We start from the raw sequence: 12,115 nt of genomic DNA, 5'->3' as shown, positions 1-12,115 counted from the left end.
GGCAAACCTAGGAAGGCGTTGACGTGACGTCCAGCTCAATCAGCCCTGTTTCGCGCCGACCATACCTACAATCTCATAGGTCTGTTGCAGGATCGGGGCGGCAATGGCACGGGCCTTTTCCGCACCTTTGGCTAGAATCCGATCAATCTCGGCCTCCTCACCCATCAGGCGGGCCATCTCGGTCGAGATTGGGGACAGTTTCGATACGGCCAGTTCAGCCAGCATAGGTTTGAATTCCCCGAACTGTTTGCCACCGACTTCGGCCAGAACCTGCTCGGCGGTCTGATCACTGAGCGCGGCGTAAATGTTCACCAAATTGCGGGCTTCGGGACGTTCGGACAGACCGTCGATTTCCGAAGGCAGGGCATCCGGGTCGGTCTTGGCCTTGCGAATCTTTTTTGCGATGGCGTCGGCATCGTCGGTCATGTTGATCCGGGTCATGTCCGACGGGTCCGAGGATGACATTTTGCGTGTCCCGTCACGCAGGTTCATTACGCGCGGCGCGGGGCCGCCAATCACCGGTTCGGTGACCGGGAAGAAATCCACGCCATAGTCATGGTTGAACTTGATCGCGATGTCGCGAGTCAGTTCCAGATGCTGTTTCTGGTCCTCGCCCACCGGCACGTGGGTCGCGTGATATGTCAGGATGTCGGCGGCCATCAGAGCCGGGTAGGCAAACAGGCCCAGCGAGGCGTTCTGTGCGTTTTTTCCCGCCTTGTCCTTGAACTGAGTCATCCGCTGCATCCAACCCATCCGGGCGACACAGTTGAATATCCAGGCCAGTTGCGAATGCTCAGCAACCTGGCTTTGATTGAACAGGATAGATTTTTCCGGATCCAGGCCGGCGGCGATGAAGCCGGCACAGACCTCACGCGTTTTCTCTCGCAGACGATCCGGGTCTTGCCAGACGGTGATCGCGTGCAGGTCGACCATGCAATAGATGGTCTCGAAATCCGGCCCCTGCATATCCACAAACCGTTTGAGTGCACCCAGATAGTTGCCAAGGTGCAGGTTTCCCGACGGCTGGATGCCGGAAAACACGCGCGGTGTGAACTGGGTCTCGGTCATCGAAGGGAACTCCCGTCTGGAAAAATCAGCCCCCGTCGCTTACCCATGAGGCCAAGGGACGTCAACAGCCGCGAAAGGCCAGCCCAATGAGCAGTGAGAATTATACACCCGCAGTGAACCCTTTGCCGCCCGTCGTGGTGGCGTTGGTGCTGTTCCTAATGGGGGTGGAACTGGCCTTTACCCTGGGCGCACGCGGGCTGATCGGCGGGCCGTCGGCGATTGGCTGGCGACTGGATGCGTTGCAGACCTATTCCTTTTCACCCGACATCTTCGATTGGATGATACAGAACGGGCGCTGGCCGTTCGAGCAGGTCGTTCGTTTCGTGACCTATCCGTTTGTCTCGGGCAGTTTTACACAGGCTGTCTTTGTCAGTGTCTTTGTGCTGGCCATGGGCAAGATGGTGGCCGAGGTCTTTGGCGGGTTTCAGATGCTGGTGATCTTTGTGCTGTCTGGCATCGGGGGCGCGCTCGCCTATGCGTTACTGCTGAACCCGAACTATCCGTTGGTCGGAGGGTTTCCGCCGGTCTACGGTCTGATCGGGGCCTTCACTTGGTTGCTGTGGCGCAAATTGTCTTTGGTCGGTGAAAATCAATCCCGCGCCTTCAGTCTAATCGCAGTTCTAATGGGCATCCAGCTGGTGTTTGGCCTGTTGTTTGGCGGCACGTCCGACTGGGTGGCCGATCTGGGCGGTTTTGCCACCGGGTTCGGGCTTTCCTTTATTGTGGCTCCGGGTGGATGGGCGCGGATTGTCGGGCGCATTCGTCGCGACTGATCACGACCGCCGCAGGGCCTTTTTGAACTCAGAGACCTCAAACGCCCCGAACAGGTGACCAAGGAAGAAATAGGTGGCCGCCGCAACCTTGATCAGAATGATCAGCGCCAGATAGCGCCAGCCGGACATCTGGAACGCCCAGCCAAACAAGTGAATGGCGGCATAAAGGACGACCCCCATTCCCAGCGAGGCCGCCACAATGCGCCATGCCCGCCGCTTGAACCGATCGTCAAAGCGGGCTTCTTCTCCCATGCGCCGCGCGCCAAGGACCAGCAGCCCAACCATGACCCAGCCCGCGACCGAGGCCGCAATGGCAGGTGCGATCCATCCTACCAGCGGAAATAGGCCAAAGGCCAACCCGGCATTCACGATCATCGCAACCACAGCATAGTGGAAGGGAGAGCGGGTATTTTCGCGGGCGAAAAACAGCGGTTGCAGCAGTTTCTGCAACATAAAAGCAGGCAGACCGATGCCGTAGATCGCCACGGCTAGAGCGGTGGCTGCCGTATCCTCGGCACTGAATTGGCCGCGTTCGAACAGAACCGAGACCAGAGGGTTGGGCAGGACGACAAAGGCAACGGTTGATGGGATGGTCAGCAACAGCGTGAACTCTCCGGCACGGGAAAAGGCGTTGCGGGCGCCGTTCTTGTCGCCCGCGCGCAGACGCCGTGACAGATCGGGCAGTAACACTATGCCAACGGCAATACCCACTACGCCCAAGGGCAGTTGGTACAGCCGGTCTGCGGCAAAAAGCCAGCTGACAGCTTTTTCGGTTTTCGAGGCTACCAATTGCCCCACCACCAGATTGACCTGCGTGACCCCCATAGCCAACGCAGCCGGAACGGCGATGCGGACCATATGGCGCATCTCGGGGCTGAGTTTGGGCAGACCGGGGCGAATACGAATGCCGGCTCGCTCGGTCGCGATCCAGACCAACGCAAGCTGCGCCACACCGGCCAGCGGGATCACGGCGATCAGCCAACGGATGACCTCACCGCCTGCTATTGCCCCTGCGATGAGGGCCGTGCAGGCAAAGATGTTCAGCAAAACAGGCGCGGCTGCGGCTGCGGCAAAGCGTCCGGTGGCGTTCAGAACACCGGAAAACAGCGCTGCCAGCGACATGAACAGGATATAGGGAAAGACAACGTACCCGTAATCCACTGCCAGATCGAACCGTTCATCGCCATAGAACCCTTCGGCGGTGATCCAGACCAGTCCGGGCATAAACACCATCGCCAGCCCGACCAAAGCCAGCACGGCCACAGCCAAAAGGTTAAACGCATCTTGTGCGAAGCCGACGGCGTTTTCCTCACCCTCAAGACGTTTCGAGAACATCGGCACAAAGGCGGCGTTGAACGCGCCTTCTGCGAAGAACCGGCGGAACATGTTGGGCAGGCGAAATGCGGCAACAAACGCATCCATCACCGGGCCCGGCCCGATATAGGCGGTCAGCAGGATTTCCCGCAAAAAGCCTAATATCCGGCTGGTCAGAGTCCAGAACCCGACCGTGAACAGGCCTGAAAACAACCGGATCTGCTTCATGAGGCCGCGCGCTCTGCGCCTTCGGTGATCGCACTGCGCAACTTGGTTTCAAGCGTGCGCTGCTTGCTTTCCGAATAGTACTTCAGGCCGAACATGTCCTTGACATAGAACGTGTCGACCACCTGTTCGCCATAGGTCGCAATCACTGCATTGGCGATATAGACATTCGCTGCAGCCAGAGTACGGGTCAGATCATAAAGCAGCCCTGGCCGGTCGCGGGTATCAACCTCGATGATCGTGTAAATCTCAGACCCGTCATTATCGAAGGTGATATGCGTCGGCACGTTGAATGCGCGTTCGCGTTTCTTGATTTTGTCGCGGGACTTCAGCGCGTCGCGGGCCACAACTTCGCCCTTGAGCGTTTTGTGGATCATCTGAGTCAGGCGCGGTAGGCGGCTGGCTTCGAACGGGTGGCCCTCGGCGTCCTGTATCCAGAAAGCATCGGTCACGAAGCCGTCTTTAGTGGTGTAGCTGCGCGCGTCCACCACGTTGGCCCCGACCAGCGCCAGAGCGCCTGCGATGCGCGCAAAGATTCCGGGATGGTCGCCCATCGCGAAACAGGCGCGGGTGGCATCGCGGTCCTCGTCCGGGTGCAGGCGAATTTCCATCCCGCCCGGATCGCCGCTATTTTCCAGCGTCTGCAACATTTCCGCAAATTCCACATGGGTCGATAGGTTCAGGCCCTGCCAATAGGGGGCATAGTGCCGCCCGGTTTCGGCCTTGAGGTCAGATTTGGACCAATCCGACAACTCGGCCCGCAACGCCTTTTTTGCCTCGGCACCACGATTGGCGCGGTTGAGGTCTTCCATACCGGTTTCCAGAGCGCGTTTGGTTTCGGCGTGCAAGGCGCGCAGCAGGGTGGCTTTCCAGTTGTTCCACGTATTCGGACCTACCCCGCGAATGTCGCAGACCGTCAGGACCGTCAGCAGGTCCAGCCGCTTGACCGTTTTCACCGCCTTGGCGAAATCGCGCACCGTACGCGGGTCCGAAATATCGCGTTTCTGCGCCATATCGGACATCAGCAGGTGATAGCGCACCAGCCATTCCACGGTTTCCGAATCCGATTTGTTCAAGCCCAGCCGAGGCGCGATCTTGCGGGCCATCTGTGCGCCTAAGATCGAGTGATCCTCGGGCCGTCCCTTGGCGATGTCATGGATCAACAGGGCGACATACAACACCTTGCGATTGACCCCGCGTTTCAGGATCGACGACGCCAGAGGCAGCGATTCAACCAGTTCGCCGCGCTCAATCTGCGCCAGATTGACGATGCACTGGATGGTATGCTCGTCCACCGTATAGCTGTGGTACATGTTGAACTGCATCATCGCGACGATGTGTTCGAACTCGGGCAGAAAGGCCGAGAGAACACCCAATTCGTTCATCCGGCGCAGGGCGCGTTCGGGGTTGCCGTGTTTCAACATCAGATCAAGGAAGATACGGCGGGCTTCTTTGTTGTCGCGCATGTCATCGTCGATCAAATCCAGATTGGCAGTGACCAGCAGCATGGCGTCGGGATGGATCAGCATGCCGGTGCGCAGCCCTTCTTCGAACAGGCGCAGCAGATTCAGTTTGTCAGCCAGGAACTTGTCCGAGTCGGCCACATCCAGACGGCCATGCACGACCTTGTAGCCCGGTTTAACCTTGGGACGGCGGCGGAATATCCGTTCAAGCAGGGCCTCGCCCTTCATATGCGAGGCTTCCAGCTTGGTCAGAAAAATGCGGGTCAGCTCTCCGACGCGGGTTGCCTCGCGGAAATAGCGCTGCATGAACACTTCTACGGCGCGACGACCGGCCCGATCCTCATAGCCCATGCGGTCGGCCACCTCGACCTGAAGGTCAAAGGTCAATTGTTCGGTCGCGCGTCCTGTCACCAGATGCAGGTGCGAGCGGACCGCCCAGAGGAAATCCTCGGCCTGTTTGAACGTGTTGAACTCTTCCTGCGTGAACAGCCCTAGTGGCACCAGCTCTGCCACATCCTGAACGCTGTAGATGTATTTTGCGATCCAGTAGAGCGACTGCAGATCGCGCAACCCACCTTTGCCCTCTTTGACGTTGGGCTCGACCATATAGCGTTCACCCTGTTTGTGGTGACGCTCGTCGCGTTCCTGTAGCTTGGCTTCGATAAACTGCCGTTCACTGCCTTTGAACAGATCGGCCTTGAGCCGCCCCTCCAGCTCGGCCGCTAGATCTGTATCACCTGCCAGATAACGTTGCTCCATCATTGCGGTACGGATGGTGAAATCTTCGGCCCCAAGGCGCAGGCAATCCTTGATGGTACGTGAGGAATGACCGACCTTCAGCCGCAAATCCCACAGCATATACAGCATGGATTCGATGACGCTCTCGGCCCAGGCAGTGATCTTATAGGGGGTCAGGAACAGCAGATCGACATCCGAAGAAGGTGCCATTTCCCCGCGCCCGTATCCACCCACCGCCAGAACCGCGATCTTTTCGCCCTGCGTCGGCGTTGCCAGCGGGTGCAAATCTTCGCTGGCCACTTTCATCGCGGTTTGGACCAGCCCGTCGGTCAAAAAGGTGTAAGAATGGGTCAGCGGTCGCGCGTCAAATGGGCGCTTGGCAAAAGCGTCAGCAATGGCCTTTCGACCTGCTTTTTGGACATCACGCAAAATCCGAACGGTTTCATGCCGCCGCGCGGCATTGTCCGAGGTCTCGTCGAAGGCCGCCGCCAGCTGTGCCATGACAGCAGCGCTGTCGAATATTTCATCGGCCGGGCAGATCAGCTCACCCTTGGGGGCAAGCGTCAGCGCCGGTAGATCAGAAACCGGCACCGGCGAAGCTTTGTGGGGCAGGGTCAATCACTACTACCTGTTTATTCTGGATCGTGGCCACAGCCAGACCGCGTTCATTCGTGCCGTTCGAGCGCAGGCGGAAGATGCCGCCAACACCCTGGAAACCGGCGTTCTGGGTCAGTGCCGAAGCCGTCAGTGCATTGGCTTTACCTTGGCTGACCAGCGCAGCAATCGCAGCAATACCGTCATAAGCCAAACCGCTGATCGGGTGCGGGGCTTCCCCATAGGTATTGTTGTACCGCTGACGATACGCCTGCGCTTTGGAGGGATCGGGTAATGCGAACCACCCACCCTGCACACCTGGCAGATCAAGCGTTTGGGGCGGGATGTCCCAGCGTGTGAGGCCGATAAACTGCGTGGTTGACGGTGACACGCCTGCCTCGGGCAGCAATTGTGTATACAGCGGCAGCGCTCCGGCGGTGGTGGCGGTCAGGAAAAGGGAATCTGCGCCCGACGCATCCACGGTTGCCTTGATCGTCGGAACCGAATTGATGACGCCTTGTTGCGAGCGGTCATACCCGACCGTACCGGCATTGTTCACCCGGCTGCTGTTTAGTGCATTGGCAATGGCGGACTGACCCAGCTGCCCGGCGGCGTCGTTGCTGTGGACGATAACCATGTTGGTCTTGCCCCGCGATCCCGCGAAGTTCACCAGCCGGTTGGCGGTGTTGTCGAAAGTGGGGCCAAGCACAAACACGTTGCCACCCGCGATGCTGGTGTTGTTGGAAAACGAGAGGACATTGACGTTGTTGCTCAGCACGGCCAGACCTGCGGAATTTGCTGCCTGGGCATAAACCGGACCAAGAATGATCTTCGCCCCATCTGCAACAGCCTGCTGTGCGACCGCTGTGGCTGTGTTCGAATTGCCTCGGGTGTCGTACACACGTAGATCAATCTGCACGTTTTGCAGGTCGGCCATAGCCAGACGGGCGGCGTTTTCCAGGCTTCGCGCCAACTCGGCGTCGCCGGAATTACCCGAGCCCGCAGGCACCAGCAGCGCGACAGGAACAGGTTCCGAGGTGTTGATCGACGGCCCTCCGCCAATGCCACCAGTTTCACAGGCTGCCAAAAAGGCCGCAGTGGCCAGTACGGCGGCGGATTTCGCCAGTTTGCGAACGGGCTTGCAAACAGTAAACATCTAAATGAAAACTCCCTGTCCCAGCGGCTTGGGATACCGCCAATCTATTAGGCCGCGATAATAAACGTCATGCTGTGAGGGTCCAGCTTTGAATTTCCAAAAAGTCAGATTGGGCGCCGGCCTGTATTTTGTTGCCACTCCGATCGGCACGGCACGCGATATTACGCTCAGGGCGCTGGATGTGTTGGCCTCGGCCGACGTGATCGCCGCTGAAGATACCCGCAGCCTGCGCCGGTTGATGGAGATTCATGGCGTCCCGCTCGAGGGGCGGCGCATACTAGCCTATCACGATCATAGCGGAGCGGGTGCACGCGGAAAGATTCTGGATGCCTTGGCCGAAGGCAAGTCGGTTGCTTATGCGTCCGAGGCCGGAATGCCTCTGATCGCTGATCCGGGTTATGACCTGGGGCGTCAGGCGGCGGAGGCTGGGCATATCGTGACCTGTGCGCCGGGTCCGTCAGCCGCACTGATGGCACTGACCCTGGCGGGCCTGCCGACGGATGCCTTCTTTTTTGCAGGCTTTCTGCCCAACGCAAAGGGGGCACGCCGGTCGCGGATCGAAGCGTTGCGGGACGTACCCGGCACATTGGTGTTCTACGAATCGCCAAAACGCGTGGCGGCCTGCCTGGCGGATCTGGCCGAGGTTCTGGGCGCGGACCGGCAAGCCGCGATGTGCCGCGAATTGACTAAGAAATTCGAAGAGGTTCGGCGCGGGCCTTTGGGTGAACTGGCCACCAATTTGCAAGGGCAGACCGTCAAAGGTGAGATCGTGCTGCTGGTGGACCGCGGCCATTCGGAAACCGTTAACGATTCTGACATAGAAGAGGCATTGAAACGGGCATTGGAAACCCATTCGGTGCGGGACGCGGCGGATCTGGTGTCTCAGATGTACAAGCTGCCGCGCCGACCGATCTACCAAAAGGCTCTGAAGCTGGGAAAGGAATAACATGTCAGCGCGATCCGTCCGAAGTTCGGTTTCTTATCATGCCGGGCAAGCGGCGGAACAGCAGGTTGCGGTTGAGTATGAAAAGCGAGGGTATTCAATCGCGCATCGACGCTGGCGTGCGGCAGGGGGTGAAATCGATCTGATCGTGCGCGGCGCGGACGGGGTCGTCTTTATCGAGGTCAAGAAAAGCACCAGTTTCGAACGTGCGGCAGCCCGGATCAATCGTCGGCAGATGGACAGGATTTACACCTCTGCTGCACAATTTCTGGAAACAGAGCCGAACGGTCAATTGACCAATGCGCGGTTTGACGCGGCGCTGGTCGATGCAACAGGGGCAGTTCAAATCATCGAAAACGCTTTTGGTCAGGGCTGATCCCCATTGAACCCTTGGTCTTGCTGGGCCATGTATCGGGCATGAAACTGAGGGACACGCCATGAAAATCGCCTTTCAGATGGACCCGATCGGGGCCGTGGATATCAATGCTGACAGCTCGTTCCGTCTGGCCGAAGAGGCTCAGGCGCGTGGGCACGCGCTGTTTTTCTACAGCCCCGACCAACTGGCCTATCAGGAAGGGCGGATCACGGCACGGGGCCACGATATGACAGTGCAGCGCGTGGCGGGTAACCCGGCGGAACTGGGCCCAGAACGCGAAGTTGATCTGTCAGAATTTGATGTGATCTGGCTGCGTCAGGACCCACCGTTCGACATGCACTACATCACATCGACTCATCTGCTGGACCGTCTCAACGGGCAGGTTTTGGTGGTTAACGACCCGTTCTGGGTGCGGAACTATCCAGAAAAGCTGCTGGTGCTGGATTTCCCCGACCTGACGCCGCCTACGACCATTGCGCGCGATTTGCAGACCATCAAAGCCTTCAAGGAAAAGCATGGCGACGTCATTCTGAAACCGCTCTACGGCAATGGCGGCGCAGGTGTGTTCCGTTTGGATGCAAATGACCGCAACCTGACGTCGCTGCACGAGCTGTTCACCGGATTCTCTCGTGAGCCTCTCATCGTTCAGAAATTCCTGCCCGATGTCAGTAATGGCGACAAGCGCGTGATTCTGGTCGACGGAGAAGCCGTGGGTGCGATCAATCGCGTGCCGGCCAAGGGTGAGACGCGTTCAAACATGCATGTCGGTGGGCGGCCAGAGAAAATAGGCCTGTCGGATCGTGACATGGAGATTTGCGCTGCTATTGGCCCTCTGTTGAAGGAAAAGGGTCAGATTTTTGTCGGGATCGACGTGATCGGCGACTATCTGACTGAAATTAATGTCACTTCACCAACGGGCATTCAGGAATTGGAGCGGTTCGACGGAGTGAATATCGCTGAAAAAATTTGGCAGGCGATTGAGGCCAAGTTTTAAGAGGCAGCTTTGGCACTGATGCGAAAGCTCAGCGCCTCGGCCACGTGGTGCCGCCGGACATCCGGTGTGTCCTCCAAATCGGCAATCGTACGCGCTACCCGCAGGATCCGGTGAAAGGCGCGCGCCGACAGGCCAAAACGCTCGGCTGCTTTTAACAGCAATTCCCGCCCTTCCGTGTCCGGCGCGGCGATTTCCTCCAGCATATTGCCTTCGACGTCGGCATTCTGGCGGGTTGCAGGCGTGTCGCGAAACCGGTCAGCCTGAATGGCGCGGGCCTGCTCGACGCGGGCTGCGACAGTGGCGGAACTGTCGCCCGATGGCGGCAGGTCAAGGTCGGTGAACCCGACCGGTGGCACCTCGATTCGCAAATCGAACCGGTCCATCAACGGCCCCGAGATGCGGCCCAGATAATCTTCACCGCAGACAGGTGCGCGGGAACAGGCGCGGGCGGGATCGGTCAGATACCCACATTTGCACGGGTTGGCGGCGGCCACCAGCATGAAGCGGCAGGGGTATTTAACGTGGGCGTTGGCGCGGGCGACCATAACCTCTCCGGTCTCGATGGGCTGACGTAAAGTTTCCAGAACCGTGCGCGGAAACTCGGGGAACTCGTCCATAAAAAGAACGCCGTTATGGGCCAGCGAAATCTCACCTGGTTTGGCCCCCTTTCCGCCGCCGACGATTGCCGCCATCGAAGCCGTGTGGTGCGGTTCACGAAATGGGCGATTGCGGCTGATGCCGCCTTCGTCCAGCAAGCCACACAGGGATTGTATCATCGATGTTTCAAGTGCTTCGGTTGGCGTGAGCGGCGGCAGGATTCCGGGCAAGCGCGCGGCGAGCATGGATTTGCCCGACCCGGGCGTGCCGATCATGATCAGGTGATGGCGACCGGCCGCCGCGATCTCTAACGCGCGTTTCGCTCGTTCCTGTCCTTTCACGTCACGCAGATCGCGCGCGCTGGGAGCAAGATTGACCTCGCCCGGCTGCGCAGCTGGCAGGGGTGATTGGCCCGAGAAATGGCGCACCACATCGCCCAAAGACCCAGCGCCTATCACCTGCGTAGCGTCGACCCACGCAGCCTCGGCGCTCGAGGCGTGGGGGCAGAGCAGTGCGCGATCCTCGGCGGCTGCGGTCATGGCGGCTGGCAGCGCACCGACCACCGGCACCAGTGACCCGTCCAGAGACAACTCCCCCAGCGATACCACACCTTCGGCAGCATCCGGCGGGATGATTTCAAGCGCGGTCAGCAATGCGACGGCGATGGGCAGATCAAAATGGCTGCCCTCTTTCGGCAAGTCGGCAGGGGACAGATTGATGGTGATCCGTTTCGACGGCAGAGCGATAGCCATCGAACTCAGTGCGCTGCGGACACGGTCGCGCGCTTCGGACACGGCCTTGTCGGGCAGGCCGACGATGGAAAAGGCGGGCAGACCCGGCGATACGGCGCATTGCACCTCGACCGGGCGGGCATCAACCCCTTGGAATGCAACAGTGTGGGCGCGGGCGACCATGAACGACCTTTTTGGTTAACAGGTCGTTGCTGCCACGGTTGCGGTTTAAGATTCGTTAACGGCATCAATCATTGCAGAGAATTTTGGCCATGCGCCCGGGTCTGCGACGGTTTTGTCGCGGCAGAATGGGTTGCAGAACCCCCAGCGTTGACCCTCCAGTTCCAAAACGTGCGAAACCGGTTCGCCGGAATACGGGCAGAAGTCGTTGACCGAAGCGGTGCCTTCGACGGGTCTGGCCTTGGTTGCGCCGCCGATGGGCCAGGGGTCTGGCGGCAAATCCAATGCGTATGGAAACGGCTCATACTGAGTGGTCAGCCCCATCGCGCGCCATTGCCGCACTGGTGTATCTGAAAGCAATTGAAGGCAGTAATCCCGGCTTGCATCGGATACCGGCAATCCATATCCGATGATCCGCGCGGCAACCGGAGTATAGAATACGTCCGCCAAGGAATAGGTCCCGAACAACGGGCCGGATGATGCATCGGAAATGGCGCGGGCATGGGCCCACAGATCCTCGATTCGTTGCAGATCAGCACGGGTCTCGGAGGACGGATCAAAGCCCTTCCAACAGTATTTCAACTGCATAGGGCATTGCGCGCGCAGCGCCGTGAACCCGGCCACCATTTCCGCGCATAACCACCGTGCGGTTGCGCGGGCGGAGGCATCTGCGGGCCACAACCCGGCGTCGGGATGTAGCTCGGCGAGCGTCTCTGCCATAGCCAGACTTTCGCCGACAACGGTGCCATCGGGCAGGCGCAAGGCCGGTACAAGACGTGCCGGAGCCAGAGGTTTCATATCCTCCGCCATCGTCCCGGAATAGAGGCCGATCATGTGAGTTCGATAGGGCAGGCCGAACTTTTCCAGCATCAGCGAGCCGCGCATGGACCAGCTGGAAAACAGGCGGTCACCGATAAACAGATCATAGGTCATGCCACTACGATGGCGCGACGGAACCGTTCA

At 59.3% G+C, this 12,115-nt stretch carries 10 protein-coding genes; 4 read left to right on the top strand and 6 right to left on the bottom strand.

Annotated features, from left to right (window positions below; genetic code table 11):
* Positions 1 to 39: 39 nt before the first annotated feature.
* Entirely contained in the window at positions 40 to 1,068 is a 1,029-nt protein-coding gene (gene trpS, locus ACR0IY_RS16745; RefSeq protein WP_480675257.1) for a tryptophan--tRNA ligase, read from the bottom strand.
* Positions 1,069 to 1,154: 86 nt separating this feature from the next.
* Between trpS and ACR0IY_RS16740 the strand changes: the two genes are divergently transcribed.
* Positions 1,155 to 1,841, top strand: a complete 687-nt coding sequence (locus tag ACR0IY_RS16740) for a rhomboid family intramembrane serine protease (protein WP_480675255.1) — start codon at positions 1,155 to 1,157, stop codon at positions 1,839 to 1,841.
* Here the strand turns inward: ACR0IY_RS16740 and murJ are convergent, their stop codons facing one another.
* Genes murJ through ACR0IY_RS16725 form a run of 3 tightly spaced genes read right to left on the bottom strand, consistent with a single transcriptional unit; the run spans position 1,842 to position 7,331 of the window.
* Positions 1,842 to 3,383, bottom strand: coding sequence for a murein biosynthesis integral membrane protein MurJ (gene murJ / locus ACR0IY_RS16735; protein WP_480675253.1), 1,542 nt, complete (start codon positions 3,381 to 3,383; stop codon positions 1,842 to 1,844).
* A complete protein-coding gene (locus tag ACR0IY_RS16730) occupies positions 3,380 to 6,199 on the bottom strand; it encodes a [protein-PII] uridylyltransferase (protein ID WP_480675251.1) in 2,820 nt (939 codons plus the stop codon). The genes murJ and ACR0IY_RS16730 overlap by 4 nt, the downstream gene beginning before the upstream one ends.
* Positions 6,159 to 7,331 (bottom strand): penicillin-binding protein activator, encoded by a 1,173-nt coding sequence (locus ACR0IY_RS16725; protein ID WP_480675249.1) that lies wholly within the window; start codon positions 7,329 to 7,331, stop codon positions 6,159 to 6,161. Before ACR0IY_RS16725 ends, ACR0IY_RS16730 begins: the two co-directional genes overlap by 41 nt.
* Before the next feature lie 88 nt (positions 7,332 to 7,419).
* Between ACR0IY_RS16725 and rsmI the strand changes: the two genes are divergently transcribed.
* From rsmI to gshB, 3 genes are all read left to right on the top strand, one after another.
* Complete coding sequence (gene rsmI / locus ACR0IY_RS16720) at positions 7,420 to 8,277, top strand: 16S rRNA (cytidine(1402)-2'-O)-methyltransferase (RefSeq protein ID WP_480675247.1); 858 nt, start codon at positions 7,420 to 7,422, stop codon at positions 8,275 to 8,277.
* Position 8,278: 1 nt separating this feature from the next.
* On the top strand, positions 8,279 to 8,650 hold the full coding sequence (locus ACR0IY_RS16715; protein ID WP_480675245.1) for a YraN family protein: 372 nt from the start codon (positions 8,279 to 8,281) through the stop codon (positions 8,648 to 8,650).
* Between the two features lie 61 nt (positions 8,651 to 8,711).
* Positions 8,712 to 9,644 carry a glutathione synthase gene (gene gshB, locus ACR0IY_RS16710; protein ID WP_480675243.1) on the top strand — a complete coding sequence of 311 codons (933 nt, stop codon included), beginning with the start codon at positions 8,712 to 8,714 and terminating at the stop codon, positions 9,642 to 9,644.
* Here the strand turns inward: gshB and ACR0IY_RS16705 are convergent.
* Together ACR0IY_RS16705 and ACR0IY_RS16700 are read right to left on the bottom strand one after the other, a co-directional pair.
* Complete coding sequence (locus ACR0IY_RS16705; RefSeq protein WP_480675241.1) at positions 9,641 to 11,155, bottom strand: YifB family Mg chelatase-like AAA ATPase; 1,515 nt, start codon at positions 11,153 to 11,155, stop codon at positions 9,641 to 9,643. The two genes, gshB and ACR0IY_RS16705, sit on opposite strands and share 4 nt — an antisense overlap.
* 45 nt (positions 11,156 to 11,200) lie before the next feature.
* A complete protein-coding gene (locus tag ACR0IY_RS16700; protein ID WP_480675239.1) occupies positions 11,201 to 12,085 on the bottom strand; it encodes a glutathione S-transferase N-terminal domain-containing protein in 885 nt (294 codons plus the stop codon).
* Positions 12,086 to 12,115 lie beyond the last annotated feature (30 nt).

Source organism: Ruegeria sp. BC1 (assembly GCF_056539305.1).
This window is presented reverse-complemented; position numbering and strand designations above follow the sequence as displayed.